This is a genomic window from Larkinella punicea (assembly GCF_003334855.1).
GTDB classification, from domain to species: domain Bacteria; phylum Bacteroidota; class Bacteroidia; order Cytophagales; family Spirosomataceae; genus Larkinella; species Larkinella punicea.
This window is the reverse complement of record NZ_QOWE01000009.1, coordinates 56,691-83,496: the sequence shown is the minus strand read 5'-3', so window position 1 is coordinate 83,496 and position 26,806 is coordinate 56,691. Positions and strand designations below refer to the sequence as shown.

The window sequence follows — 26,806 nt, the reverse complement described above, 5'->3', positions numbered from 1 at the left end:
GCATTTACGAATCAATAGGCACCTCCAGAATGATGGTTGTTCCGCGTTCGCCGGAATCGACCAGTAATTTTGACTTCAGATACGTGACCCGGGAGCGAATGTTGCGCAGCCCGATTCCGGCGGATTTGTTGTGCCCGGTTGCCGAATACCCCCGACCGTCGTCTTCGACCAATAAAGATACCTGTTGTGGATAAAAAAGCAACTGAACGGTTATCTGCTTTGCCCGGGCATGGCGGATGGCATTTTGGATGAGTTCAACCGCAATTCGGTAAATGGTCAACTCCATTTCGTTGTCGAGCCGGCGTTCCGGGCCAAACGAGATGAACAGAAAGTAAATCCCGGAATTGGCTTCGACCCGGTTTACGGTTTCGTGCAGGGCTTCGGTCAGGCCGAGCCGGGCAAACTCGGGGGGCATCAGGTTGTGGGAAATGTGCCGAAGGTCGCGAATTGCTTTTTCCATCAGCCTGATCGGCTGCAACAAGGCATCGTCGGGTTCGTGAACGATTTCGAGTTGCACCTTGATGGCCGCCAGCGTCGATCCCAGGTCATCATGCAAATCGCCCGCCAGCCGTTGTCGTTCGCCCTCCTGCGCCTGCAAAACCTGTTTCATCTCGTGCCGTTGCCGGCTCAGTTTCATCTGCGTGTAAAGCCGGACGGCAGTACCGGCCAGCAAAAGCAGGCTCAGGATGGCCACCAGTCGAAACCAGGTCGTTTGCCACCACGGTGGATGAATGATGACCTGAATCGACGTTCCTTTTTCGTTCCAGACCCCATCGTTGTTCGATCCCTTGACCCGGAAAACGTACGTTCCGGGATCCAAATTGGTATAGCTCACATACCGTCGCGAGCCACTGTATACCCAGTTTTTCTCCAGGCCTGCCAGTTGGTAGGCGTATTGATTTTTGGAGGGATTTACATAATTCAGGGCCGCAAATTCAAAGGAGAAAAAGTTTTCATCGTAGTTCAGGTGCAGGGTTCGGGCTTCTATTTTACCGGGGATGGGTTTGTCGAACAATTTGGCCTGCGTAATCACCACCGGTGGAATATGGCGGTTGGTCGTTAGCTGTCGGGGATCGAACGAAACGAATCCATTTTCACCGCCGAAGTACAGCATACCGCTCTTCCCCTTGAAATGGGCCTTTTTGAACCCGTCGCCGGGCAAACCGTCACTGACATCGTAATTGATAAAGGTCTTGTCGGCGAACGAAAACCGGGAGAGGCCTTTGGACGTTCCCAGCCACAACTGCCCCTGGTTGTCTTCCTGAATGGAAAAAATAGAATGATCGGCCAGCCCGTCGGCCTGCGTAAAGACCTGAAATGTTTGCGTTTCATACTCAAATCGGCACAGCCCTCCGCCGGAGGTTCCTAGCCACAGATTCCCTTTTGAATCCTGAAAGATGCTGGGAACGGCATCTGCCGGAAGGCTACCCGGTTTGCGACGATCCGGGCGATAATGGGTAAACCGCCCGGTTTTCCGGTCCAGCCGATTGAGCGCCACGCTGCCCGTCCCAATCCAGAGGTTTCCCTGCTTGTCTTCATGAATCGAAATCGCCCAGGCATCGCTGATTCCCTTTGCGTTTTTCGGATCATACGCATAGTGGGTTACGTGCCCCGTTTTTCGGTCGAAGCTCTTGATCCCGTTGTTGGTGCCCAGCCAAAGCAGGCCCTGGCGGTCTTCGTAAAGGGTGAAGATCGCGCCATTACCGCCGAGTCCGGGATAGCGGAGGGTGTCCTGCGTAAACGGAATAAACGTTTCCGTTTGCCGGTTGAACAGCGCCAGGTCGCCCTGGCTACCTACCCACAGGTTGCCGTCGCGGTCTTCGAGCAGGGCATTCACATGGCGAGTCGGCTGCCCCCTGGGCTGGTTAGGGGAGAATCGGTACGTCTTAAAGCGGCCCGTTCGTTGGTCCAGCCGGTCCAGTCCGGCCCCGGTGGCCAGCCAGACGATTCCGGAGCGGTCTTCCAGAATGGCATCGACGTACTTATTGCTCAAGGACGGAACAGGAGCGGGAAGCGGTCGGTAATGCTGGAACGGCTGCTGGCGGGGATGCGCCCGGTCAACGCCTTCACCCCAAATGCTGACCCACAACAAACCGGATCGATCCACCAGAAGGGCGTTGACGAAAGAACCACGCAAACTCAGCGGATTTTCCGGGTCGTGCTGCACCTGCGTGAAGCGGGTGCGTTCGGGATTGAGCTGAAACAAACCCTGCGTATTGGTGCCAATCCAAAGGTTCCCCTGCTGATCTTCAGCAAAGTGTCTGAATTTTCGGTTGATGGTGGCATTGATGGCCGGCGACGGGCTTAGTGTGTAGGGGTAATGCCTGAACGTCCCACTTTTCCGGTCAAACCGGTTCAGGCCATTCTCGGTGCTGATCCACAACATACCCGTATGGTCTTCATACAGTTCCCGCACTTCATTGTGGCTCAGGCTGCGGGAATTGGCAGGGTCGTGCCGGTAGGTTGTAAAGCTAACGGGAGCGGTTTTTTCGGCTCCGGCCGGGTTGCGACTCATTCGGTGTAGCCCCTGTTGACTACCCACCCACAAAGTTCCGGTTTTGTCGCGGTAAATCGTGTTGACTTCCGGGATTTTCCCGGCGGAGGACTTTTCGGCCAGCAAGGTCGCATAATTGAAGCGGGAATAGGTGCCGGTTTTTTTGTCGAACTTCCGGAGTTCGGGCGTGCCGTTCGCTACCCAAAGGTCACCCTCCCGATCTTCCACAAGGGTGTTTATCGTTCCATGATGAAGGGTTTGGGGAGTAGGGCCGTAGCAGGTAAAGGTTTCAGTCTGTTTATCAAATTTACAAATTCCCTGCCCCATCATGCCGAGCCAGAGGAAACCATCCCGGTCTTCCATCAACTGAATTACGGAATTGCCCGCGAGCGAGGTCGTATCTCCTGGAATCTTTTTGTAGGTAGTAACCGTGTAGCCGTCGTATTTGCTGAGGCCATTGTCGGTCGCAAACCACATGTACCCCTCGCGGTCCTGAAGCAGGGCATACACCACATTGTTCGCCAGCCCCTGGTTGATGCCCAGGTGTTCGAAGCGGAACTGGCGGGCCGTCTGGGCGTGGCTCCATACGCTCAACGAGCAAATGAGCAGGAGGGCGATACACCACAGACGGGTCATGGCAGCGGTTTTGGGGCTAGCTCTATCAATCGGTTTCAATCACTACCTTGACCGTGTGAATTTGTCCGGCATTCGAAAGCCGCAACAGATACAGACCCGGAGCGGTTTTCAGCCTGACCGGCACCGGGCCTGTCGGTTTGGTGGCGTAGGAACGACTATAGAGTTTGCGGCCCAGGTTATCCACCACCTCCAGATCCCCCGACCGGAAAGCGTCGGGCCACTCCACCCAGAACGTCCCGTTGCCGGGATTCGGGTATACTTTCAAAGTTCCCAACGTCGGCTCCACCGCCGTGATGATCATTGGGTCCGAGTCGTTGAAGCAGCCACCTTGTCCGGTCACGCGGACGGTATAGGTTCCGGCACCCGGATTGCGCAGAACCTGGCGCGTCGAATCCGGCAGGGGTTGACCGTTTCGGTACCACTGATTGCCCGTCGCACTGCTCGAACGGAAACCGTTGCTTTCCGGGGTCACGGTTGGCTTGGGCGGTTTAGGGGAGAAGTTCATGGTGACATAATCGGAGGTCGGCCCTTCCAGATTGCCCCGTTTGGGCGTCACCGCCACGGAAGCGCTCTGCTTGATGAACCGGGTGCTGCTGGTGGTTGTCACCGACGGGCCGTCTTTGGTCAGCCACGTATACGAACTGAAATTATCGGGCGCTTTCAGCGAGACGCTGTCGCCTGTGCAAAGGGGGACGGGGGTAGTGACGGATAGCGCCGGTTTTTCAATGCGAACCGAAACCGGTTTTGACAGGGCCGAACAACCATCCTGGGAAACCCGAACGGTATAATCGCCCAAAAAGGCCGCAACGGTGGTGTCACGCGTGGTTTCGGTCCAGCGTTCTCCGTTAATGAACCAACTGAAGCTCGTGAATTTTCCCGCTGGCGTGACCCGCAAACGGAACCGATCCGGGAAGGTTTCAACCGTAATAACCGGTGTTTCGGGACCCGGTTTTAACGTGATGGTAACACCCTGATCGCTGCTCACTTCCTGCTCGCATCGTTTGGCTTTCGCCGTATACAAACCGCCTTGTGTCACGGCCAGCGTATGGCCTTTGGCACCACTGATTTCCTGCTCATTCCGGAACCAGCGAACATCCGTGAAATTGGTCGAAAGCCGGAGCGTCGCCGTATCGCCGGGACAAAGCTCGGTGAAACCGGTGGTGGAAATAATCAGTGGTTCAGCGTTGTTGCATTGGGGCGGATCAAGCAACAGGAGCGGGTCGCCCAATAAATATTGGGTTATGTTGGCCGTGAAGCCATACCGGTAGGCATCGCTCACGTAAGCTCCTTTCGCAATCTCATGAAAAGTCTGATTCTCCTTAAACTTGGTTAATAACGGCGATTGATTATTATAAGTAAAGATAGCGATCGGAGTCGAATACGAATTGACAAAAAGCGTATTCCCTTTATCGAGATACGTTCCGGCCAGATAATCCTGAAAATCAACATTTCCGACCGAACAGGAGGCAAAATCGAAGAGGAGCGTATTAAGCTTTTCGAGGCTTCTGATCGCATTCGGTGTAATGCCGTAATAATGGGAAACGGGCTCACCGTGTCCCGAATAATAGACTATTTCGTAGGAATTTGTACCTAACTTTTTGAGGTAATCCGCCTGCCAGACCGGATCAAAACCGTGAAAGTCTGCGCCATATTTTTGAGGTACGTTAATCGTATCGTTGTTCTTCCATCGCCCGGTTAGCTGCTCAATTTGTTTTGGATAACCGCCGTCGTTGTAAAACGTATCGGCCAGCAACACCTTTTTGTCAAACTTGATCGTACCGGTTTTGAACTGATGTAGTTTTTCAAAATACCGCAAAATATAAGCCTTTCCCTCTTCCGGGCGAGTGGGCACGAGGGCACCATACGAAATGTCGGAGATGGAGGACTGGAAAAAAACGGGTGCAATGTCATTCGGTAGCGGCTCTTTTCCCGCGAGCTGGCAATCGTAACGTCGACTAATGAACACTTTTTCCTGCGGATCGAAGGGAAAATCCTGGGTCAGAATTTTGGCGTATACGCCCAGGCTGGAAAACCAGGTTTGTCTCCCCGGGAGCGGCTGATTGGTTTTGTGGTCGAGGATGTCGGCCCGGATGCTGGCGTTGGGGATGCGCCCGATAAAAAACAGGTAATGGAGGGGCGCTTCGGAATCAAAGTATCGGGCTTTAATTTTTTCGTATAGCTGCCCTTTCTCCGTTGGGTCGGCAGAAAGGTATGTTTGCTCAAAAACAAGATTGGGATCGGCGCGGGTAGCGTCGGTTTTATAGACCGTTAAAGCCTGCTGGACCTGGGAATCGTTTTCGTACTGATTGTCCATAACCAGCAGAACTTTTTTGTTTTTTTTGAGCGCCGTTCCGGTTTTATAATGGATTTGCCCGGTTTCGTCGCCATCGCAGCCCGAAGAATGGTATAATGTGAAATAATAGTCGGTATTCTCTTTTAATCCTCCAACCGGTATTTGCAGCGTTCGGGTGCCTTTGTCAAGCGCCTTGCCTGAAATGTAAATAACCTCTCCCGGTGCCTGAAAATCGGTGGAGGTTTTTACGACCAGGGTCAGAAAACTGATGGCATTGATGTCGAAACCCGCATCGAACGACACCGAAAGAATAGCCGCATTGGCCGGCCGTCGTGCATCATCCGTCACGGAAAGAACGGCATTCTGGGTCTTCCGAGCCGCTGCCGAACGGATGGACGGATGAATCTGAAGCTGGAAAAAGCCGTTCGAATCGAGGTGAACCGAAGACGATTGCCCGAAAGCCAAAGATACGCCAGCAAGGAGAAAGTAACCGCAAAGCATGAAGCATTGAAAACCGCTGCTTTTTGCGTTCGGAATTCGTCGGTTTAGGAGAAGGGCAGCCATACCTGCAAGACACCGGTTTTGGGCATAGGGTTGGATAAGAAGTTTATAAAAGTACAAATTCTGTAAACTATAAACCTATTATCATAAACCATAAAATAAAAACCGTAAAACCGCCTTTCACGGCTGGCTATTCCGAATCAGCGTGGCGTAGAACCGAATCATGTTCCGGTAGTCTTTCAGGCTGATCCGTTCATTGGTGCCGTGGACCCGCTGGGTGTCTTCGTCGTTCATGGGCGTGGGCGAAAACCGGTAGATTTGCGGACAAACCCGGGCGTAAAACCGGGAATCCGTGCCGCCCAGCGTTAGATACGGCGTGACGATGGTTTCGGGAAAAACCCCCTTGATGGTGCGGTGAATCCGTTCGAAACCGAGCGCATTCGGATCGGAAACCGGTGAAGGCTGGCTGATGAATTTTTTCAGCACCTTGACCTGAATCCGCTCATCATCAATGACTTCCTTTACGCGTTCGGCAACGGTCTCCACGGTTTCGCCGGGCAGAATCCGGAAGTTAATCGTCGCTGTGGCTTCAATCGGCAGCACGTTGTCTTTCACGCCCGCCTGAAAAATGGTGGGCGCGGTGGTGGTCCGGAGCGTCGCATTGCCGGAATTCGACTGCGCCATGATGCGGGTGATGAGGGGCGCGAACAGCCACTGGTTGGCAAACACAATCCGCTGCCCGAACGGCATTTCGGGACCGATGTACGTAAACATCTGGTCCAGCCCCGCATCCAGCCGTGCCGGAAACGGGTTCTTTTCCAGTTTGCTCACCGCTTCGGCCACCAGACCGATGCTGGTTTGTTTGGGCGGCATCGACGAATGGCCCCCCTTGCTGACGGTTGTCAACTCGATGCTGGCGTAGCCTTTTTCACCGATTCCGATGAGTGCAACGGGTTTGGGCAGGCCCGGAATACCGTCGGTTTTAATCACACCACCTTCGTCCAGTACGTATTCCAGCGTGATTTTCCGCCGTTCCAGTTCGGCGGCTATGGTTTGGGCGCCCCGAAAACCAGTGACTTCCTCATCCTGTCCGTAGGCCAGCATGATCGTCCGCTCAGGCTGAAAACCGGTAGCGAGCAGTCCTTCGACGGCTTCGAGTTGCGCCATGACGCTGCTTTTGTCGTCCAGCGTCCCCCGGCCATACAGAAAACCGCCTTCCAGCAATCCTTCGAACGGCGGCCGTTTCCACATTTTCTGGGTGCCTTGAATGACGGGGACGACATCGTAATGCCCCGTCAGCAACACCGGTTTCAGCGCCGGATTGCGTCCTTTCCATTCGTAGAGTAAACCGTACTGGTTAAACGTCTCTCGTTTGAGCTGCTGGTGAATCCGGGGGAAGGATTGCTGGAGCAGACTGAGAAATTTCTCAAACTGCGTAGTGTCCGTCAGCGACTCATCGGAATAGGAAACCGTCCGCAGCCGCAACGCAGCCACCAGCCGGTTCACGGCCGAATCGCCCACCGCAACAGCGGCTGCGGGTGGAACATCGCGCAGTTGCTTGGAAGAAAAGCGGAGGGTATTGACCAGCAGAACAAGCAGCAGGACAGCCAATCCAATCAGGAACCATCTGAGTCGTTTCATTTTTTCTAAATCATGCCCCGGGCTTTCAGTTCCAGGTATTTGTTGACGGTGTCGGCGGTCAGGTTCTGCGGGGCGGTCAAAATGGCCTGAATGCCATATTGTTGTAATTCTTTGACGATCAACTTTTTCTCGTAATAAAACTTCTCGGCAATGGTTTTCTGGTAGATTTCTTCCGTCGAACTGGCCGGGTTGTTCAATAATGTTTTCAATTCGGTATTTTCAAAAAAAACAACGATCAGCAAGTGGTCTTTAGCCATCCGGCGCAGATACGGCAATTGCCGACGCAGGGCGTTAACCGTCTCAAAATTAGTAAATAACAGTAATAAACTCCGCTGGCGGATGTGTCGGCGCAGGTTGGTGTACAAGGCTTCGTAATCCGATTCCAGAAACCGGGTTTTCTGCCGGTATAACACTTCCAGGATTTTCTGCATGTGGCCCGGCCGTCGCTCGGCGGTTACCAGTTGCCCGATCTGTTCCGAGAACGTCAGCAGCCCGGCGCGGTCCTGTTTGAGCAGGGCGATGTTGCTCAAAACGAGCGTCGCGTTGATGGCATAATCCAGCAAACTAAGTCCTTCAAACGGCGATTTCATGACGCGGCCTTTGTCGATGAGGCAATAAATGGCCTGCGATTTTTCGTCCCGGAAGGCATTCACCATCAGGTCGCTCCGGCGGGCGGTGGCTTTCCAGTTGATCGTGCGGACGTCGTCACCCCGGCTATAGGCCCGCACCTGTTCAAATTCCATGCTGTGTCCGATCCGGCGGACTTTTTTGATGCCTACTTCGCTCAACCGGTTCGAAATGGCCAGCAATTCATACTGTCGCATTTGCAGAAATGACGGAAAAACCGCCACGATCTTGTTCTGCGAAAACTGGTAGCGCCGTTTCAGCAGCCGCAGGGGTGTCATTGCGTAGACGTTCACCGCGCCGAAATGATATTCTCCCCGTTTGGTCGGCCGCAGTTCGTAGCGCAGCGTTTTGGTTTCGTTGGGTTTTAACGTGGCCGTAAACAGCACATCCCGCTTCTGAAACTGGAACGGGATTTCATCGATGATTTCGACCTGTGCCGGAAAGGAATAGCGGTTTTCGAGGTAAAGGGTCACCGGGTTTTCGTCACCGTTCGAGAGCCGGTCGGGGAGTTCGCGTCGCGCAAAAAAAGCCGCCCGTTTGGTTGGATTTCGGAACAGCAGGATGCCGTCCAGCAGGCACAACGCTACCAAAACCGCCAGCAGCAGTTTGACGAACGGGAACAGGACCGGAAACACGTACGCCAGAATGAACAGCAAAACGAACGCGATCAGCAACAGCCAGACGCGGGTAGAAACGTAGAGCGCGCGGAAAAGGGTCATCGCGGCACCTCAATCTTCTGCACCACCTGCCCAATCACCTCATCCGCCGTACCGCCTTCCATTTCGCGTTCGGGAGTAAGCAAGACGCGGTGGCGCAACACCGGCGCGGCCAGTTCCTGCACGTCTTCGGGCGTGACAAAATCGCGGCCCCGGAGCGTGGCGAGGGCTTTGGAACTGTTCAGAAGCGCCACCGAAGCGCGGGGCGAGGCCCCCAGAAATAGCGATTTGTGGGTGCGCGTACTCTGCACAATCTGGGCGATGTATTCAAACAGTTTATCTTCAATGTAAACCCGGTGAACCTGCGACCGTAATGCCTGCAACTGATCCGCCGTCAGCGACGCCTGAACGGCTTCGACGGCGTCGGCCAGATTCCGGCGTTCGTGGTGGCCTTTCAGGATGTTCACTTCTTCCAGCACGTTGGGATAGCCGACGACGACTTTGAACAGAAACCGGTCGAGCTGGGCTTCGGGCAGCCGGTAGGTGCCTTCCTGCTCGACGGGATTCTGGGTCGCCAGCACCAGAAACGGGTCGGCCAGCAGATACGTGATGCCGTCGTTGGTGGCCTGCCGCTCTTCCATGACCTCAAACAAAGCTGCCTGCGTTTTGGCCGGAGCGCGGTTGATTTCGTCGATCAGCACGATGTTGGAGAAAATCGGACCCCGGCGGTATTCAAAATCCGTGGTTTTGGGGTTGAAAATGGACGTTCCCAAAACGTCGGAAGGCATCAGGTCGGGCGTAAACTGAATCCGGCTGAAATCGACCGAAATGGTTTTGGCAAGGAGCTTGGCAATCAGTGTTTTGGCTACACCCGGAACGCCTTCGATCAGCACGTGGCCGTCGGCCAGCAAAGCCGTCAGGAGCAGATCGATGGTTTGGTGTTGTCCGACAATGACCTTGCCGATTTCGGCCCGAATGGCATCGACGGCGGTTTTGAGTTCGGTTAAATCTAAGCGGTTTTCGTAGGGAGACATGGTGTGAATTCGCAGTTACGCTTTCGCCTGTATATAAAAGTTTTCTATCAACTCATTCAATCGAATCAAATCGTACTCACTCATCATCTGCTGTTGTGAGAAAGCAATTTGGCGGAATAGCGCGTGAACATCCGATTCCGAAACGCCACTTTTCCGCGCCAGGGCCAGTTTGAATTCTTCATCAGGAAGAGCGGTATTTAAGCCAAACTGTTCCCGAACATAGGCCAGAAAATACTGAATTTTCTTCTGGGCCAGATTCCCGTGGTCGGCGCGCTGGAAATACAAGCGACCCACGTTCTGCACAAACGTCAGCGAGGTATTTTTCAGCGGTTCGACCAGCGGAATGACGCGCTGGGTTCGTTTTCCCGCAAAAATGACGTACAGCAGCAAGCCCATCACCGTGAGGTAATAGGCCCAGGTCAACGGCGGCTGCGTCAGAATATACCGCAGGAGCGACTGCTCGTCTTCATCAAAACGCCCCAGTTTCTGGTATTCGTCCCAGAAAGTTGGTTGGGCGGGCAGATACGACAGGGCTTTGTAGGCGTAATCATCCGTGGATGGATCAAGAACGTAGAAATTGGTAAACGCCAGCGGCAGGTTGTGGATGAAAAAAGCGCCTTTGCCGTATTGAATCTTGATGAAAATGGGCTCGTTTCGGGCATTTCGGCCCAAAACCGTCGTTTGGGTCGCTTTGGTGGTGACCAGAAAATTTCGCCCGTCGTCATGCCGGAAGTGGTAATCGACCCGGTTTTTCAGCTCCGGATTGGTGAAATTCATCCCTAAGGTCGTATCGCGCAAGGTGGGCGTTTTCAGATCGGCGCGAAAACCGAGCTGCATCGCCAGTGAATCCGGGAATTCGTAGGCCGAAATAAAAACCGCATTGCCCCGGCTGGCGTACTCCAGTAACTTTTTTCGGTCGAAACCGGTCAGCTTCAGCGTATGGCAAACAAAAATATAATTGCTGCGGGCGGGTAAGGTGCTATCTGACAGATGATTGTAAACTGGCAGGCGCAGACTTTTTACCGGTTGCTGGTTCAGCACGTCCGGCAACAGGTCGAACAACACCCGGGTACCGAACGGAATTTTGTCTTTGTTCGTGTAGGTGGGATTCCAGTCGATAGGTTTCGGGCGATAAAATTCGAACAGCCCGTACGCAACGATGGTTGTCATCAGAAAGAGAAGGTATTTGTTCGGTTTCAAACGGTATGGGTTTATTTCCTGCTACTTTACGAGCGGTTCGCGTCGGCATCCGCACAAATGACATGCCGGTTTACCTGCAAGTTATAATAAGTTAGAAACCTGCAACCAAACAAATTTTCATAACTTTCCTGCTCGCTAAACAAAACCCCTGTTTTATGAAAAAAGTCTTATGGATCGTCGGCGGCCTTGCGGTTTTAGTACTCATCGGTTACTTCGGACTTCGCTCGTTCACCAAATCGTCCAGCCCGGAAGCGGTTGCGACCAGTGACCAGAATGGCGTTCAGGTGAAAGTAGAATATTGCCAGCCGTATAAAAAAGGGCGCAAAATTTTCGGCGGTTTGGTACCCTATGGCGAAGTATGGCGGACGGGCGCAAACGAAGCGACGATCATTACGATCGATCAGAACGTCACCGTGGCCGGGCAACCGCTGGATGAAGGCGAATATTCGCTCTGGACCATCCCGTCCGAAGGCAGTTGGATGGTTATTTTCAACCGGGAAACCGGGCAGTGGGGAACCAGTTACGACCAGACCAAAGACGTTTTGCGGGTGCCGGTGGCGGCCCGGAAGCGCAATGCGGTGGCCGAACAGTTCTACATCAGTTTCGCGCCCCAGGCGGGCGGGAGCGACATGCTGCTGGCCTGGGATCAAACCGAGGCTATTGTGCCGATTCGGCTCCGCGAAAATCAATAGAGAGCGGGTTGTGTGGTCAATTCGTTGAAACCGGATCCGAACGGGGATGAACTATTTTGTAATCGTTTTCAGTATTTTCTGTTTTGGCCGGAGTGTGTACGCGCAGAAAACCGTTTCTGCCGTGTCACTCAGTCCGCGAATTGCGAATTACCAGATTCAGGTTGAGCTCAACACCGCAACGAAGCGGCTGGAAGGGAAAGAGACACTGGTCTGGAAAAACCCGTCGAACGAGTTCATTCGTGACCTGCAATTCCATTTGTACCTGAATGCCTTCCGGAATCCTCAGTCGACCTTCATGCGGGAATCGGGTGGTCAGTTGCGGGGTGAATTTATCGATAAAAACGACCCGGAAGCGTTTGGATCCATCGATATTGTGTCGATTAAAACCCGTGTCGGGGCCTCTGGCGAAGCCGAAAACCTGACGGGTAACTACCGGTTTATCCAGCCCGACGACGCCAATGCCGACGACAAAACCGTGATCCGCGTACTGCTCAGCAAACCGGTTGCGCCCGGCGAAAGCATCACGCTTGACATTGCGTTTCGGGCCAAATTGCCTAAAATTTTTGCCCGGACCGGCTACAGCCGCGATTTTTTTCTGATCGGGCAGTGGTTTCCCAAGATCGGGGTGTATGAACCAGCCGGAACCCGTTATGCCACCCAGGGCCAATGGAATTGTCATCAGTTTCACGCCCATTCGGAGTTCTACGCCGATTTTGGGGTCTACGATGTCGCCATGACAACACCGGCATCCTTCCGCGTTGGTGCGACGGGCCAGTTGAAAAGTGAGCGACGAAATCCGAATGGGACCAAAACCCAGCGTTGGTATGCCGAAGATGTGGTGGATTTTGCCTGGACGGCTTCCCCGGATTTTGAAGTGTTTGAGGACCGCTGGCGGCACGTTTCGATTCGCGCCCTGATGCAACCCGAACACGCCGGCCAGGCGCAACGGCACATCGATGCGGCCAAAGTTGCGCTCGCCTATTTTGATAAACACCTGGGGCGGTATCCGTTTGCCACGCTCACCATCGTGGACCCGCCCGTGTGGGCGCTGGGCGCGTCGGGAATGGAATATCCCACCTTTATCACGGCCGGAACAAGCTGGGGAATGCCCACCGGAATGCGGCTACCGGAACAGGTAACCATCCATGAGTTTGGTCATCAGTACTTTATGCAATTGCTGGCGACCAACGAATTTGAGGAAGCGTGGATGGACGAGGGCTTCAACCAGTATTACGAAGGCCGGATCATGGACGAAACCTACGGCCCGAAATCGTCGGTGATCGATCTCTTCGGCTACCGGATGGGCAATCTGGAGTTGTCGCGTACATCCTATGTTCACCTCGACCATCCGGCGATTGCCCCTTCGTTCGGCAATGTCTGGCAACTGCCCGACGACTATTATGGCGAACTGACCTACTTCAAACCCGCCACCTGGATGCGGACGCTCGACGGGCTGGTGGGCCGCCCGGTGATGGACGAAATCATGCGGACGTATTTTAATCGGTGGCAATTCAAACACCCTAACGCCAATAACTTCATCGCCATTGTGAATGAAGTTGTTAAGAAACGGCTGGGCAACCGGTTCGGGCCGGATATGAACTGGTTTTTCGATCAGGTACTTTACGGCAACCAGGTTTGTGACTACGAATTGCACTCCCTACACAACACGGAGCAGGGGAGTACGTACCGATCTGCCATTACGGTATACCGAAAAGGTGATGCGCAATTGCCGGTGGAGGTGCTGGTGCATTTCGAGAACGGAAAAGAAGAACTTCTCCAGTGGGACGGCAAGGCACGCTCTCACACCTTTACATTGACGCAGACAACCCGCGCCGACTGGGCGAAAGTCGATCCGCAGCAGAAGATTTATATCGATATCAACCTGAACAACAACAGCTTTACGACCCGTCCACCCGCCAGCCCGGCCGCTAAATATGCCGCAAAACTGATGTTCTGGGCGCAGAACTGGATGCAGTGGCTGGCCTGGCTGGTTTGATTTTAACACGGACTCATGAACGCGACCCTAGTCTTTTATCTATTGTTATCGAACCGAAATGGTGATTTTTAGTGCCTTACACGTCGTCGTTCGTTCGTGGCGTATGGTTTTGTGGGTGTATTTTGTTCATTTTCTAGTGGGTTTGCTGGTCTTACTTCCGGCCTATGCGACGCTCCGAAGTGAAGCCGGTTCTTCCCTGGCGTATTTGAAATTACTGAATAGCTTCGATTATACGGTTTACAGCGATTTCATGCAAAACAGTGGATCTGCTATCGATCCGTTGCTGGCTGTCGGGAGTTGGCTGGGCGTTTTGTATCTGATCCTGAGCGTGTTTTTTTCGGGCGGTATGCTGCTGTACGTATCACCCTCGGCCGAACACCTCCGGCAGGCGTTCCGGCTGAGCTGGTTTCTATCGGCCAGTGTTGAATGCTTCGGGCGGTTTTTTCGGTTATTTCTCAGCATCGCCGGCATCCTGCTGGCGTTGGCTTTTGTCGGAATGTTTTTCGCCGGCTTGCTGGCCTACAGCCTGAGCGATCTGCTGAATGAGCAAAGCATGATTTATCTCCTGATGGCCTGTTTTTTTGTATTTGCCTTCTTCGCTTTGCTGGTGATTTGTTTGGGGGATTACGCCAAAATTCTGCTGTTCCGTCAGGATGACACCCGGGTATTTCTGGCGTTCAGTCAGGCATTGCGTTTTTTTTTGGCCCATTTTCGAACAATTTTTGGTTATTATCTGCTCCTGATGAGTATAGGAGCGGGTTGTTTTGCTATCTACTTCCTGATCGAGTCCTGGATTGTCACCAGCGGCTGGCTCCCGATTATCCTGCTGTTCATCGTTCAGCAACTCTTCATATTTTCAAGAGTCGCCCTGAAAGTCTGGACCCTGGCAACCGCCATGCAGGTGATCGTCCACCACGAAGCGCAACCGACTCCGTATCAACCGATTTAAACCACCGGGTTGGCACTACCTTTGCGGATAAGTTGGTCAAATGTGGCTAAATCGGTAACTTGCCATTCATTCTATTTTCCTAACATCCTTTTACCAAACGAATGCAATCTACAGTTCCTCCCCCGCCAAAGGTATCGTACAAATCCCTGTTTGGCCTTCCGGTCATTGTCGCTGCACTGGGCTACTTTGTCGACATTTACGATTTGTTACTATTTGGCATTGTCCGCGTTCCGAGCCTCAAAGATCTGGGGTTGAACGACGAACAGATTTCCCGCGTTGGGGCCAACATTCTGAACTGGCAAATGGGCGGGTTGCTCATCGGCGGCATTCTCTGGGGCGTTCTGGGCGATAAACGCGGACGGCTTTCAGTACTTTTCGGGTCCATCATTACCTATTCACTTGCCAATATTGCCTGCGGTTTCATCGACCGCGTGACGTTCATGGACCCGACTGATTATTACGCAGCGATGCGGTTTGTGGCGGGTGTCGGGCTGGCCGGCGAATTGGGTGCGGGCATCACGCTCGTTTCCGAAGTGCTGCCCAAACAACTGCGCGCCATCGGTACGTCGCTGGTGGCCGGGGTCGGGTTGTTCGGTGCGGTCGTCGCGTATTTCACCGTCGAGCTGTTCAACTGGCAAAATGCGTTTCTGATCGGTGGTGCCATGGGAATCGGTCTGCTTCTGCTCCGGATCGGGGTCATCGAGTCCGGCATGTTTACGCAGGTATCTGAACAGAAACACGTTCAGAAAGGCAATTTCTTCGCATTTTTCACCAACTGGGAGCGGTTTTCGAAATACATGAAATGCATCGGCATCGGTCTGCCAACCTGGTTTGTAATCGGTATTCTGGCCACGTTCAGCAACGAGTTTGGTCTGGCATTTGGCATCGCTGAGCCGGTCAAACCGGGTCTGACCATCATGTGGTGTTACATCGGTCTGGCCATTGGTGACCTGGCGAGTGGTGTCATCAGTCAGGGCCTCAAATCGCGCAAGCAGGCGGTTTCACTGTTGATGGGCTTTACCTTGGTTGTCAGTCTGATTTACGTGTATGTGGCACCCAAAACCGTCATGGGACTCTACATGTATTTTCTGGCGATGGGCTTCGGCATCGGCTACTGGGCCATGTTTGTCACCATCGGCGCGGAACAATTCGGGACGAATCTCCGGGCCACTGCCGCCACCACCGTGCCGAACATGGTACGCGGAACGGTTATTCTGATGACCAGCCTGTACGCATACCTCAAACCGTCTCTCGACATCGTCAATGCCGGAGTGGCCGTTGGAATCATCAGCTTTGCGATCGGCTTCTACTCCATCCTGACCATTCCCGAAACGCACGGGAAAGATCTTAATTATTTGGAAGAATAAAGGAGAAGAAACGAAATGATAAATGTAAAATGAGTAACGCTAAATGTAAAAGTAGGCTGGTAATCCTGAAGAACTTTTACATTTAACGTTACTCATTTTACATTTATCATTCTTTTAAAGTTAAACCATTCTCCTTCTTCCTCTGGCATGACTTCTTCTTCGCCTTCCGTAACCTACCGCCCGCTGTTTACGTTACCGGTTATTGTGGCCGCTTTGGGCTATTTCGTGGATGTCTACGATCTGTTGCTGTTCAACATCGTTCGGGTGCCGAGTCTGAAAGATTTGGGGCTCGACGAAAAACAGGTGTCGGTTATCGGGGGAACGGTTTTGAACTGGCAACAGGCCGGGTTGTTGCTGGGCGGTGTTTTCTGGGGCGTTCTGGGTGATAAACGCGGGCGGCTTTCGGTACTCTTCGGCTCCATCATTACCTATTCACTCGCCAACATCGCCTGCGGTTTTGTGCAGGACGCAGATACGTATGCGGTTTTGCGTTTTGTGGCCGGGCTGGGGCTGGCCGGCGAACTGGGCGCGGGCATTACGCTCGTGTCCGAAATCCTGCCGAAAGAACTCCGTGGCTACGGCACCTCGCTGATCGCGGGTGTGGGCCTTTTTGGGGCCGTGGTGGCGTATTTCACCGTCGTGCTGTTCGACTGGCGCACCACGTATTTCATCGGGGGTGGCCTGGGCTTGCTATTGTTGCTGTTGCGCGTGTCGGTTTTCGAGTCGGGAATGTTTCTCAAAATCAAGGAGCAAACTGTCCGGCGTGGTAATTTCTGGTCGCTGTTCTCTAACCAAAAACGCTTTCTGACCTACCTGCGGTGTATGGGGCTGGCCGTTCCGACCTACTTTGTAATCGGCATTCTGGCCACCTTCAGCAACGAGTTCGGGAAAGCCCTGGGCATTGCCGAGCCCATCACGCCGGGCCGAACCGTCATGTTTACATATATTGGTATGGCGGTAGGCGATTTAATCAGCGGTGCCCTGAGCCAGTGGTTTCGGTCCCGCCGACGGGCTATTGGGGCGTTGATGACAATGAATCTCGTGTTCGTAGGCATTTATCTCTTTGGCAGTATTTCGTCCGTCCCGCTGTTTTATGCCGTTTGCGTAGGTCTGGGATTCTCGATTGGCTACATCGCCCTGTTTTTAACCGTTTCGGCCGAACATTTTGGCACCAACTTGCGCGCCACCGCTACAACCTCCATTGCAAACAACGTCCGGGCTACTACATTGTTAACCATTCCACTCTTTCAAACGCTCAAACTTTCGATTGGCGTGATCGGCGCAGCCGCCCTGGTTGGATTGCTTTGTTTTATCATTAGTTTCTGGTCTTTATTAACATTAGATGAAACATATGGTAAGGATTTAAACTACATTGAAGATTAATACCGTCGCATTCTATAAATTATCTATATAAATAATATATTTACGATTAACTGGATTATCTATGTAATATACGCTCTACTCTGTTCTCCGTATGCTTCCTGTTAAGACCGATTCCGTTTACTTCAAGGGGTTTAATGGTATTCGTTTTATTGCCGCTTCTGCTGTCATTATTCATCATATTGAAGAATATAAATCGATTTTTTTTCTTCACATCGATAATTTAAATGACCGGCCGATCATTTACCAACTTGGCAAATTTGGCGTCGCTCTATTCTTTGTCCTGAGTGGTTTTTTAATTACCTATTTACTACTGGCTGAAAAACAGAAAACCGGTACGGTCGATATTGCAAAATTCTACATTCGACGGATGCTTCGCATCTGGCCGCTCTACTTCCTGATCGTTCTGCTCAGCTTCTTCGTTTTTCCCACGATCGGGATTCTTCAAATGCCGATCTGGTCAGAGACCACTTTTCATCACTTTTACGAGAAATTAACGCTCTATCTGCTCGTGCTGCCCAACCTCGTCGTGGGACTTTATGAGCCCATGCCACTCTCCGGACACGTTTGGTCGATTGGGGTTGAAGAGCAGTTTTATTTGTTCTGGCCCTGGCTACTACTGAGCCGTCATTTCAAAAGAACATTGGTTATAATCGGGACAGTTGGCCTTGTTTTAGCGGGGATTTTTTTCTATTTCCGGTTCGTTCTTAATCCGTATCACATTGCCAAAGAACAGACCCATCCGGTTTTATTTTTTGTATCGATGTTCATGGCACAATTCAGAATTGGCTGCATGGCCATTGGTGGATTAGGCGCTTATTTAGTTTTTAAAAACCACCCGGTTTTAGAAGTTTTACATCGAAAATCAGTTCAGATTATCATGTATTTATTTCTGGCTGCTTTTATAGCAACGGGTTTCCGGGTGCCGGGAATTAATTATGAATTTTACGCGGTATTCTTTTGTTTTTTGTTGATCAATCTGGCGTCTAATCCGCAATCCATTGTGCAGTTTGAAAATCCGTTGATGAAGTTCATGGGAAGCATTTCGTACGGACTATACATCTATCATCCGGTTGCGATTACTCTGGTTCTTAATCTGCTTGCCGGTCGGAGTTCCAATCCCGAGCTTCTCCATTCTGTCACATTTAATTTGCAGGCGTATGCGTTGATAATCTTGCTCACGATTCTGTTGTCATACCTTTCCTATACCTACTTTGAGAAACCTTTCCTGCGTCTGAAAGACCGGTTTATGGTGGGGGCTTCCACGGATCGTCGTGCGACGGTTTCAGCCTTTGAAGTGCCGGTAATCAAGTAAGCTCCGGGCTTTTTCGACGGTTCTTCCCGATTCACAACCACTCATCCTTTTTTTCTGCCGTTTTTCCCGGCCGTCGGTGCCGACCTGCGTGTGGTGTTGTCTTTGGTCTGCAATTGAACAGTAAGCAACAAATACGAACACACATGAAAAAGCTCATTCGCCCCTTTGGTGCCCTTCTGCTGGGTGCACTCCTCCTGGTCGGTCCGTCCTCCTTCGCTCAAACTACTACCGAAGACGAGCCCTTTTTGGCCGCCACCTATCCGTCGGCTAACCCGCTGAAATTGTGGTTAACTGTCCAAAAGAATGATCCCAAAAGTAAAATTATTGTTCGGTTACGCGATCAGAACAACCGGATCCTCTTTGCGGAAACCATGCCCCGGAATCTGGATAAATACCGCCAGCGGTTTGACATGAGTGCGATGGCCGACGGAGCTTACACGTTCCAGATCACCAACGGCGATGAAACGATCGAAAAAGTTTTTCAAGTAAAGTCGTCCGGAATTGAGCAGCGTTCAACGCAACGGTTGCTGACGGTCGTGCCGGTTATTGAGCCGCAGACGGGGATGTAGTAATTATTCGATCATTCACTCATTCAGGCTGTGCCCAGGAGGTATAGGTCAGCGGGTTAACCTGACGTCGGATCAGTTGGGTTGATTTCTCGTCGTATTCGGCCATGCCGCCCCGTTGCAGGGCATATTTCTTCATTTCGCCCAGCATGCCTGAATAGTGAATGACGAAGTTGGCCAGCCCGTGTTCCACCACGACCCGCACTTTTTTGTCTTTTCGGGCTACGAAAATCCGGGCTTTTTGCGCTTCGGTCACTACGTGGTCGGCGGTATGAATCAGCAACCGGAACCCGATGGGCTGTTCTGCCACATCAACAATCGCTTCGCCATCGAGCCAGATGCTGCGGTTTGGCCCTGACCAGTCGGAAGAAACCGTTAAGGTTGAGTTTTTATTGAGGATGACAGACGAATGATCCGTTAATTCCACCCGCATGGATTGATCGGCTCCGGACTGGTAGATGACGTCGGCGGGCAACTGGGCCTCCCGCAGGAACCGGATGCCGAGTCCAAAAGCAATAATACACCCAATCCAGATTGCAATGCGGGCAATCTGACGCCATACCGTACGGTATAGAGGAGGTTCCGATTCCATGGGCAGGTCTTTGGTTTGTCGGGCAATACCCATCCACATCTGCTGCCAGTCGGGCGATTCAACCCCGGAAACCGACGGATTGCTCCATTGTTTCCGCATCAATCCGCGCAAGCGTGATTCGTTGTCCGGGTTCTGCAACCAGCCAATGACCCACTGCTCTTCTTCAGGGCTGCATTCATTCCGGACGTATTTAACCAGCAATTCCTCCATTCTAATGATAGAATGAGTGAATGAGTGAATGAGTGAATGAGTGAATAGATCAAAGATCCTGCTTTGTTGTTCATTCATTCACTCATTCGCTCATTCACTCATTTAATAGGTATGTCTTTGAAAATAACTGCCCAATGTGTCGTAAGCCTGGGCCAGATGATCTTCGATCGTTCGGGTGGAGAGGTTCATGCGATCCGCGATTTGCTGCGACGTATATCCCTCGTGACGGCTGAGCAAGTAGATTTCACGCCGACGCGGGGGAAGCTGCCCAACGGCCTGTTGATACAGCAATTCCAGTTCCTGATACAGCACTTGCTCCTCGGTATCGGTGCCGGACTGCGTGGTCAGTCGCTGCAAAATTTCCTGCGGCTGGCACTGGCTGTGCCGTTCGCGAAAAGCCGAAAGTACCAGTCCGTAGGTCATGGTAAACAAATACCCGTTCAGGGGAATGTCTTCATCGAGCGTACTGCGTCGTTCCCAGAGCGTGGTAAAGACGTCACGCACAATCTGTTGAGCGGTTTCCGGTGATTTTAGAAAGCTTACTGTAAAATAATAGATCCGTTGAACATACCGGTCGTAGACCCGCCTGAAGGCTGTTGGGTCGGCGTTCCGTAGTTGTCGGAGTAGGGTTTGTTCAGCTTGCATCCTAATACACGTTTTTTATAGCAGCCTGATTGTTCTTAGTTATCAGACGCAGAACTCCACTGGTTCGTCAACAAACTCCGAATGCTCTGGTCACGGATTTGCGCTCTGGCGTTAGTGAGAATCTCCCGGCAGACCAAAGTAGTACCTGCCATCGGTGAAAACACGGGGAGGTTATTATCTATTCTGATCGGACAGATTGAGAGGGTAAAGATACACAGAATTGTCAGAATTGCAGAAAATGGGTTTACCGTTAAATAAACCGTTGCTGTGGAGGGTCGTTCCATCAGTGCAGAGAAATTCAGATTAGTTCAGGGCGTGATTAACAGGTTTGAACTTACTAAAAATTTCGGTATTGTTTCTACTTTTACCGAAAAAACCGCCTAGTTTTAGCGGTTTTTGTCCTATTTCGAGTCATAAACGAACCACACGCATGAATTTACAGGAATTTACGGATCAGATCCGGCAACGCATCGGTACCGACAGTGGGTTAGATGCCACCGTTAAACTGGCTACCGATCAGGGGGTTATCTACATCGACGGTCGGCAGGTGCCCGCCGTTGTTTCCAACGAAGACACCGACGCGGATTGCACGATCAAGGTGTCACTGAGTGATTTACAAAAATTAGGCACCGGCGATCTGAACCCCATGACCGCGTTTATGTTTGGTAAACTCAAAGTTCAGGGCGATATGGGTCTGGCCATGAAAATTGGTCAAAAACTGAGCTAACGGCTCGGTCGCTCTCCCTTTTTCAATCCCTAAACCTAAACCCGTATGAAATTCACCTCCCTTTCCCGCCGGAAATTCATTCAGGGTAGTGCCCTGGCTGCCGCCGGTTTTACGATTGTGCCCCGTCACGTGCTGGGTGGGGCCGGCTTTACGGCTCCCAGCGATAAGCTCAACATCGCGGCCGTGGGTTGCGGTGGTAAAGCGGATGTAAACATTCGAATGGCCTATAACAACGGCTCGGACAACATGGTCGCGCTGTGCGATGTCGACGACCGGCAGGCAAAGAAGTTCCGTGCCCAGTTTCCCAAGGCACCGTATTTCAAAGATTACCGCCAATTATTCGACAAGGAAGCGAAGAATTTCGAAGCCGTGATTATCTCGACACCCGACCACATGCACGCGCCGATTGCGATGGCCGCCATGCAGTTGGGCAAGCACGTTTATTGCGAAAAACCGCTCACGCACGACATTTACGAGGCCCGAATGCTGACCGAAGCGGCCCGGAAATACAAGGTCGTGACGCAAATGGGCAATCAGGGCAGCAGCGGTGACGATACGCGAAAAATAGAAACCTGGATTCAGAAAGGGGTTATTGGGCACGTTCATACCGTCAACTGCTGGACCAACCGCCCGGTGTGGCCTCAGGGCGTTCGGTCGCCGAAAGACAAAGGTGAGTCGCAGCCGGTTCCGTCGGAGGTCGACTGGGATTTGTGGCTCGGCACGGCCCCCGCCCGCGACTACCACGAAGCCTACATGCCGACCCGCTGGCGGGGCTATTGGGACTTCGGTACGGGCGCACTTGGCGACATGGGTTGCCACTTCATGGATGTGCCGTTTCGGGCGTTGAAACTGAAATACCCGACTTCGGTGGAGTGTAGCGTGGGTTCGGTCTATTCCGATTTCTTCAAAGAAGCGTTTTACGACGATGTTTGTCCACCTTCATCGGCCATTCACCTGACCTTTCCGTCGGACGACAAAAAGGTGAAAGAAATCAAGTTTTCGTGGTATGACGGCGGGATTCGCCCGCAAGTACCGGACGGCATTCCGTACGAGAAGGTATTTACGAACATCGACGGCGGCATGATGTTCATCGGCAGCAAAGGCATTCTGGTTGCCGAGTTGTTCGGGAACAACCCGCGTTTGTTTCCGGAAGAAAAATTTGGCGATAAAAAAATGCCGGATGCCGAAAAACCGTTGGTCGAGGGCAAAACCGACGGCCATCAGCAGCAGTGGGTCAAAGCCTGTAAGCAGGGCTACGGGGCGTACACCAGTTCGTCGTTCGATGAATCCGGTCCGCTGACCGAAACCGTCCTGATGGGGAATCTGGCCACGCGTAGTTATTTGTACCGGGAACCGAAAACCGGTGGAGGCTTCACTTTCCCGGGTCGCAAGAAGCTGTTGTGGGACGGCGTGAACATGAAAATTACCAACTTCGATTACGCCAACCAGTTTGTAAAACGGCAATACAGGGGTAGTTATTCCTTATAACACCCTGACAGCGGTCGGAGGCCCTGTCAGCGGTGAAGAGATAGATGATTAGCTTTGAAATAACCAACCAACGCTGACAGGGGCTTCGACCGCTCTCAGGGTGTCCGCACAGCTACGGCTTCAATCTCGATCAGAAAACCGTAGTGCAGTTCCTTTGTGGGCACCACGGCGCGGGCGGGTTTGTGGTCACCGAAAAAATCCGCGTAAACACCGTTGACCTGATCCCAGAGGGAAATGTCGGCGATGTAAACCGTCGTTTTCAGGACGTGGGCCAAATCGCTCCCGGCGGCTTCCAGAATGGCTTTGACATTTTCCAGCACCTGCCGGGTTTGTACGTCGATCGGACCGGTAAATTTTTCCTTCGTGACGGGATGGATGGGCAACTGACCGGATACGAAAATCAGGTCGTTCCAGACCGTGGCCTGGGCATAATGCCCGGCAGGAAGCGGAGCATTGGGGGTTTCGACGGATGAAATCATGGTGTAGACAAGAGAAGCGAGACAAGAGAGTAAAGACATACGAAACTGGCTACCAGCATTTTGTCTTTATTCTCTTGTCTATCCTCTTTATTCCAGTTCTTTTAAATACAATTGAATGGTGTTTTCCAGGCCCAGATACAGCGCGTCGCTGATGAGCGCGTGACCGATGGATACTTCGAGCAAACCGGGGACGTTCTGGTGAAAATACCGCAGGTTTTCCAGACTTAGGTCGTGACCCGCGTTGAGCCCCAATCCCAGCTCATTGGCGAGTTTGGCCGCCTGAATAAAGGGCGCGATGGCGGCTTCCCGGTTTTCGGCGTAGTGAGCCGCATAGGGTTCAGTATACAATTCGATCCGGTCGGTACCGACTTCTTTGGCCCCCTGCACCATCTGCTCATCGGCATCCACGAAGATCGAAACCCGGATTCCCAGGTCTTTAAACTGCTTAACCAGATCCGTCAGGTAATCCCGGTGCAAAACCGTATTCCAGCCCGCGTTGGACGTAATGGCGTCGACCGCATCGGGAACAAGCGTCACCTGCTCGGGCCGGACGCGCGTCACCAGTTCAATAAACCGCTCATCGGGATTGCCTTCAATGTTAAACTCGGTCGTGACTACCTCTTTTAACTGCAACACATCGTTGTAGCGGATGTGCCGTTCGTCGGGGCGTGGATGAACCGTGATGCCCTGCGCTCCGAATCGTTCGCAATCGAGGGCCACATTGACCACATTCGGGTTATTGCCACCCCGTGAATTCCGCAACGTGGCAATTTTATTGATATTAACACTCAAACGAGTCATTTTTTAGTGAAGAGTTATGAGTTAAGAGTTATGAGGTGCAAACAAGCCCATCCTGTTTTCGTAACTTTGCCAAACAGTCATTGGTTCCGGAGTTAAAGTAACTCTTAACTCATAACTTTTACATTTTTAACTGACATTATGGCGCTGAAACAACAAATTGATGCTGACATCAAGGAGGCTATGAAAGCCAGAGAGCAGGATCGGTTGCGGGCTTTGCGGGCGATTAAGTCGCTGATTTTACTGGAAGAAACCAAAGACGGTTCGGCCGGGGGCGACATCAAGCCCGAAGATGAACTGAAACTGCTGACCAAAGCCGTGAAACAACGGCGGGATTCAGCCGATATTTACCGCACGCAGGGCCGCGACGATCTTTTGCAGGCTGAACTGGCAGAAATCGCCATCATCGAACATTATTTACCCCAACAGCTTTCGGAAGCCGAACTGAGAACCCGCGTGCAGGACATCATCGCCCGCGTTGGTGCCACCGGGCCGTCGGATCTGGGTAAAGTAATGGGCGTGGCCACCAAAGAACTGGCCGGTCAGGCCGAAGGAAAAGCCATTTCAGCTTTGGTAAAGAATTTGCTTACTGCTTAAATGGTTGAATGGTTAAGAATGGTTGAATGGTTATATGGTTGAAAAATGGTTAAATGGTTAAAATTAAGACGAGCCATCCAACCATTTTTCAAGCATCCAACCATTTTCAACCATTCAACCACCAAAACCATCCAATCATTTAAAACTTGAAAATCCTCGATATCATCATCCTGATTACGTTGCTGTATGGCGCGTTCAATGGCTACCGCAAGGGTTTGCTGGTAGAAATTGTGGCCATTGTGGCGTTTATCGTGGCGATGATTGTGGGATTTAAATTTCTGGGTTTTGGCATCGACTTGCTGGCGCCGTACATCAGCATGGAAGTGGCCCGGCGGTTGTTGCCGTGGCTCGGCTTTTCCATTATTTTTTTTCCGACCGTTTTTCTGATCAACCGCATCGGTTTTTCCCTGCGCCAGTCGCTCAGATACACGCTTCTGGGTACGTTCGACAGTTTGGCCGGAGCGGCCGTCGGAATTTTTACCTGGGTTTTCGGAATTAGTGTAATGCTCTGGTTGTTAACGTGGATGGGAATCCGTATGCCCGTGAAACACACGCAGGAAACGTATCTGTATCCGGTTGTAAAACCCATCGCGCCCATCGTGATGGATGTAACCTCCGGCTGGATTCCCGTAGGAACGAACTGGATTCGAAAACAAAAGGAAGAATTTTCACGCAACTGGTCCGACGGCAACACCAATTCGGAGGACTCTGGCGTGGAAAGACCGCATAAAAAAGGATGATTACGACGAAGCAGGATATACGCAAACTCAGCGACGACCAACTGAAAACCTGGCTGACCAGCCACGGTGAGCAGGGTTTTCGGGCGAAACAGATTCAGGAATGGCTCTGGAAACATTCGGTACGGACGTTTGAGGAAATGACCAACCTGTCGCTGAAAACGCGGCAATTGCTGGTGGAACATTTTGAGGTGCGGACGCTGGCGGTTTCGAAACAGCAGCAAAGTGCCGACGGTACCATCAAATCGTCGTTCCGGCTTTTCGACGGTAATCTGGTGGAGGGCGTGCTGATTCCGTCGTTGCGGAAAAGCGAGGACGACCGCATGACGGCCTGTATTTCGTCGCAGGTGGGGTGTTCGCTAACCTGCAAATTCTGCGCAACGGGCTACATGGACCGCAAACGCAATCTGGAAGCCAGCGAAATGGTAGATCAGGTGGTGGCCATTGACCAGCAGGCGAAAGAAGCCTACGGAACCGGTCTGACCAACATTGTGTATATGGGCATGGGCGAGCCGCTGCTGAACTACGCCAACATGCTGGAGTCGGTCGAGCGGATTACGTCGCCCAACGGCCTGGGCATGGCGGCCAAACGGATTACGGTTTCGACCGCCGGGATTGCCAAAATGATTAAAAAACTGGGGGACGATCAGGTGAAATTCAACCTGGCGCTTTCGCTTCATGCCGCCAACGACGAAAAGCGCAACCAGATTATGCCCATCAACGAGAGCAATTCGCTGCCCGCACTGGCCGAAGCGCTGACCTATTTCTACCAGAAAACCGGTACGCGGGTTACGTTTGAATACATCGTTTTCAACAACGTCAACGATACGCTGGAGGACGCCAAAGAACTGTGGCAGTTTACGAAGAAAGTGCCGGCGAAAGTCAACATCATCGAATACAACCCGATCGCCGAAGCCGATTATAAAAATACCGACCCCCAGACGCTCGACCGGTTTGCCGGTTTTCTGGAAGACCGGGGTGTCATCGTCAACATTCGCCGGAGCCGGGGCAAAGACATTGATGCTGCCTGCGGGCAATTGGCCGGGAAGCAGTAACTTAACGCCAACTATGAGATGATGCCCTTGCTTAAGTGCCAGCGGCACGTAATGTTAATAGCAAATCGGTATTCTAAGAGTTCCAGGCGTGCCGGAGGTACGCGATATAGGCTGAGTTGCGTACCTCCGGC

22 protein-coding genes are annotated in these 26,806 nt (G+C 52.2%); 12 read left to right on the top strand and 10 right to left on the bottom strand.

Annotated features, from left to right (window positions below; all coding sequences use genetic code 11):
* Positions 1-4 precede the first annotated feature (4 nt).
* The 6 genes from DUE52_RS12375 to DUE52_RS12350 form a co-directional block, all read right to left on the bottom strand.
* On the bottom strand, positions 5-3,130 hold the full coding sequence (locus DUE52_RS12375; protein WP_114406332.1) for a sensor histidine kinase: 3,126 nt from the start codon (positions 3,128-3,130) through the stop codon (positions 5-7).
* A gap of 25 nt (positions 3,131-3,155) precedes the next feature.
* Positions 3,156-5,987 carry a T9SS type A sorting domain-containing protein gene (locus tag DUE52_RS12370; protein ID WP_114406331.1) on the bottom strand — a complete coding sequence of 944 codons (2,832 nt, stop codon included), beginning with the start codon at positions 5,985-5,987 and terminating at the stop codon, positions 3,156-3,158.
* Between the two features lie 117 nt (positions 5,988-6,104).
* Positions 6,105-7,565 (bottom strand): M20 family peptidase, encoded by a 1,461-nt coding sequence (locus DUE52_RS12365; protein ID WP_114406330.1) that lies wholly within the window; start codon positions 7,563-7,565, stop codon positions 6,105-6,107.
* A 5-nt stretch (positions 7,566-7,570) separates the two neighbouring features.
* Entirely contained in the window at positions 7,571-8,911 is a 1,341-nt protein-coding gene (locus DUE52_RS12360; RefSeq protein ID WP_114406329.1) for a DUF58 domain-containing protein, read from the bottom strand.
* Positions 8,908-9,882 carry an AAA family ATPase gene (locus DUE52_RS12355; protein ID WP_114406328.1) on the bottom strand — a complete coding sequence of 325 codons (975 nt, stop codon included), beginning with the start codon at positions 9,880-9,882 and terminating at the stop codon, positions 8,908-8,910. The genes DUE52_RS12360 and DUE52_RS12355 overlap by 4 nt, the downstream gene beginning before the upstream one ends.
* A gap of 15 nt (positions 9,883-9,897) precedes the next feature.
* Positions 9,898-11,082, bottom strand: a complete 1,185-nt coding sequence (locus DUE52_RS12350) for a DUF4350 domain-containing protein (protein WP_229312150.1) — start codon at positions 11,080-11,082, stop codon at positions 9,898-9,900.
* Positions 11,083-11,237: 155 nt separating this feature from the next.
* Between DUE52_RS12350 and DUE52_RS12345 the strand changes: the two genes are divergently transcribed.
* The 7 genes from DUE52_RS12345 (at position 11,238) to DUE52_RS12315 (ending at position 19,350) form a co-directional block, all read left to right on the top strand.
* Positions 11,238-11,774, top strand: coding sequence for a DUF2911 domain-containing protein (locus DUE52_RS12345; protein WP_114406327.1), 537 nt, complete (start codon positions 11,238-11,240; stop codon positions 11,772-11,774).
* A gap of 46 nt (positions 11,775-11,820) precedes the next feature.
* Positions 11,821-13,770 (top strand): M1 family metallopeptidase, encoded by a 1,950-nt coding sequence (locus tag DUE52_RS12340; RefSeq protein WP_114406326.1) that lies wholly within the window; start codon positions 11,821-11,823, stop codon positions 13,768-13,770.
* Positions 13,771-13,828: 58 nt separating this feature from the next.
* The gene (locus DUE52_RS12335) at positions 13,829-14,719 is read left to right on the top strand and encodes a hypothetical protein (RefSeq protein WP_114406325.1); all 891 of its coding nucleotides are present in this window, start codon (positions 13,829-13,831) and stop codon (positions 14,717-14,719) included.
* Between the two features lie 101 nt (positions 14,720-14,820).
* Positions 14,821-16,086: an MFS transporter gene (locus tag DUE52_RS12330; protein WP_114406324.1), complete on the top strand. Its 1,266-nt coding sequence runs from the start codon at positions 14,821-14,823 to the stop codon at positions 16,084-16,086.
* A 147-nt stretch (positions 16,087-16,233) separates the two neighbouring features.
* Positions 16,234-17,469, top strand: a complete 1,236-nt coding sequence (locus tag DUE52_RS12325; RefSeq protein WP_114406323.1) for an MFS transporter — start codon at positions 16,234-16,236, stop codon at positions 17,467-17,469.
* A gap of 91 nt (positions 17,470-17,560) precedes the next feature.
* A complete protein-coding gene (locus DUE52_RS12320) occupies positions 17,561-18,781 on the top strand; it encodes an acyltransferase family protein (RefSeq protein WP_114406322.1) in 1,221 nt (406 codons plus the stop codon).
* A gap of 143 nt (positions 18,782-18,924) precedes the next feature.
* On the top strand, positions 18,925-19,350 hold the full coding sequence (locus DUE52_RS12315) for a T9SS type A sorting domain-containing protein (RefSeq protein WP_114406321.1): 426 nt from the start codon (positions 18,925-18,927) through the stop codon (positions 19,348-19,350).
* 19 nt (positions 19,351-19,369) lie between these two features.
* On the opposite strand, the gene DUE52_RS12310 is transcribed toward DUE52_RS12315, so the two are convergent.
* Complete coding sequence (locus DUE52_RS12310) at positions 19,370-20,149, bottom strand: FecR domain-containing protein (protein WP_165840927.1); 780 nt, start codon at positions 20,147-20,149, stop codon at positions 19,370-19,372.
* Positions 20,150-20,251: 102 nt separating this feature from the next.
* Positions 20,252-20,794, bottom strand: coding sequence for an RNA polymerase sigma-70 factor (locus DUE52_RS12305; RefSeq protein WP_114406319.1), 543 nt, complete (start codon positions 20,792-20,794; stop codon positions 20,252-20,254).
* A 430-nt stretch (positions 20,795-21,224) separates the two neighbouring features.
* Between DUE52_RS12305 and DUE52_RS12300 the strand changes: the two genes are divergently transcribed.
* Together DUE52_RS12300 and DUE52_RS12295 are read left to right on the top strand one after the other, a co-directional pair.
* Positions 21,225-21,521: an SCP2 sterol-binding domain-containing protein gene (locus DUE52_RS12300; protein WP_114406318.1), complete on the top strand. Its 297-nt coding sequence runs from the start codon at positions 21,225-21,227 to the stop codon at positions 21,519-21,521.
* A 45-nt stretch (positions 21,522-21,566) separates the two neighbouring features.
* The gene (locus tag DUE52_RS12295; RefSeq protein WP_114406317.1) at positions 21,567-23,009 is read left to right on the top strand and encodes a Gfo/Idh/MocA family protein; all 1,443 of its coding nucleotides are present in this window, start codon (positions 21,567-21,569) and stop codon (positions 23,007-23,009) included.
* A gap of 95 nt (positions 23,010-23,104) precedes the next feature.
* Here DUE52_RS12295 and DUE52_RS12290 read toward each other — a convergent pair whose 3' ends face one another.
* Both DUE52_RS12290 and DUE52_RS12285 read right to left on the bottom strand, forming a co-directional pair.
* A complete protein-coding gene (locus DUE52_RS12290; protein ID WP_170315691.1) occupies positions 23,105-23,488 on the bottom strand; it encodes a RidA family protein in 384 nt (127 codons plus the stop codon).
* Positions 23,489-23,575: 87 nt separating this feature from the next.
* Complete coding sequence (locus DUE52_RS12285) at positions 23,576-24,289, bottom strand: pyridoxine 5'-phosphate synthase (RefSeq protein WP_114406316.1); 714 nt, start codon at positions 24,287-24,289, stop codon at positions 23,576-23,578.
* A gap of 138 nt (positions 24,290-24,427) precedes the next feature.
* Between DUE52_RS12285 and DUE52_RS12280 the strand changes: the two genes are divergently transcribed.
* The 3 genes from DUE52_RS12280 to rlmN all read left to right on the top strand — a co-directional run bounded on the left by DUE52_RS12280 (position 24,428) and on the right by rlmN (position 26,675).
* Positions 24,428-24,883, top strand: a complete 456-nt coding sequence (locus DUE52_RS12280) for a GatB/YqeY domain-containing protein (RefSeq protein ID WP_114406315.1) — start codon at positions 24,428-24,430, stop codon at positions 24,881-24,883.
* A 146-nt stretch (positions 24,884-25,029) separates the two neighbouring features.
* Positions 25,030-25,623, top strand: coding sequence for a CvpA family protein (locus tag DUE52_RS12275; RefSeq protein WP_170315690.1), 594 nt, complete (start codon positions 25,030-25,032; stop codon positions 25,621-25,623).
* Positions 25,620-26,675, top strand: a complete 1,056-nt coding sequence (gene rlmN / locus DUE52_RS12270; protein ID WP_114406314.1) for a dual-specificity RNA methyltransferase RlmN — start codon at positions 25,620-25,622, stop codon at positions 26,673-26,675. The genes DUE52_RS12275 and rlmN overlap by 4 nt, the downstream gene beginning before the upstream one ends.
* The last annotated feature ends 131 nt before the right edge of the window (positions 26,676-26,806 follow it).

Bases quoted from the DNA above. Each gene is read 5' to 3' on its own strand.
- DUE52_RS12375 (WP_114406332.1), bottom strand. From the start codon at position 3,130: ATGACCCGTCTGTGGTGTATCGCCCTCCTGCTCATTTGCTCGTTGAGC.
- DUE52_RS12370 (WP_114406331.1), bottom strand. From the start codon at position 5,987: ATGGCTGCCCTTCTCCTAAACCGACGAATTCCGAACGCAAAAAGCAGC.
- DUE52_RS12365 (WP_114406330.1), bottom strand. From the start codon at position 7,565: ATGAAACGACTCAGATGGTTCCTGATTGGATTGGCTGTCCTGCTGCTT.
- DUE52_RS12360 (WP_114406329.1), bottom strand. From the start codon at position 8,911: ATGACCCTTTTCCGCGCGCTCTACGTTTCTACCCGCGTCTGGCTGTTG.
- DUE52_RS12355 (WP_114406328.1), bottom strand. From the start codon at position 9,882: ATGTCTCCCTACGAAAACCGCTTAGATTTAACCGAACTCAAAACCGCC.
- DUE52_RS12345 (WP_114406327.1), top strand. From the start codon at position 11,238: ATGAAAAAAGTCTTATGGATCGTCGGCGGCCTTGCGGTTTTAGTACTC.
- DUE52_RS12340 (WP_114406326.1), top strand. From the start codon at position 11,821: ATGAACTATTTTGTAATCGTTTTCAGTATTTTCTGTTTTGGCCGGAGT.
- DUE52_RS12335 (WP_114406325.1), top strand. From the start codon at position 13,829: ATGGTGATTTTTAGTGCCTTACACGTCGTCGTTCGTTCGTGGCGTATG.
- DUE52_RS12330 (WP_114406324.1), top strand. From the start codon at position 14,821: ATGCAATCTACAGTTCCTCCCCCGCCAAAGGTATCGTACAAATCCCTG.
- DUE52_RS12325 (WP_114406323.1), top strand. From the start codon at position 16,234: ATGACTTCTTCTTCGCCTTCCGTAACCTACCGCCCGCTGTTTACGTTA.
- DUE52_RS12320 (WP_114406322.1), top strand. From the start codon at position 17,561: ATGCTTCCTGTTAAGACCGATTCCGTTTACTTCAAGGGGTTTAATGGT.
- DUE52_RS12315 (WP_114406321.1), top strand. From the start codon at position 18,925: ATGAAAAAGCTCATTCGCCCCTTTGGTGCCCTTCTGCTGGGTGCACTC.
- DUE52_RS12310 (WP_165840927.1), bottom strand. From the start codon at position 20,149: ATGGAGGAATTGCTGGTTAAATACGTCCGGAATGAATGCAGCCCTGAA.
- DUE52_RS12305 (WP_114406319.1), bottom strand. From the start codon at position 20,794: ATGCAAGCTGAACAAACCCTACTCCGACAACTACGGAACGCCGACCCA.
- DUE52_RS12300 (WP_114406318.1), top strand. From the start codon at position 21,225: ATGAATTTACAGGAATTTACGGATCAGATCCGGCAACGCATCGGTACC.
- DUE52_RS12295 (WP_114406317.1), top strand. From the start codon at position 21,567: ATGAAATTCACCTCCCTTTCCCGCCGGAAATTCATTCAGGGTAGTGCC.
- DUE52_RS12290 (WP_170315691.1), bottom strand. From the start codon at position 23,488: ATGATTTCATCCGTCGAAACCCCCAATGCTCCGCTTCCTGCCGGGCAT.
- DUE52_RS12285 (WP_114406316.1), bottom strand. From the start codon at position 24,289: ATGACTCGTTTGAGTGTTAATATCAATAAAATTGCCACGTTGCGGAAT.
- DUE52_RS12280 (WP_114406315.1), top strand. From the start codon at position 24,428: ATGGCGCTGAAACAACAAATTGATGCTGACATCAAGGAGGCTATGAAA.
- rlmN (WP_114406314.1), top strand. From the start codon at position 25,620: ATGATTACGACGAAGCAGGATATACGCAAACTCAGCGACGACCAACTG.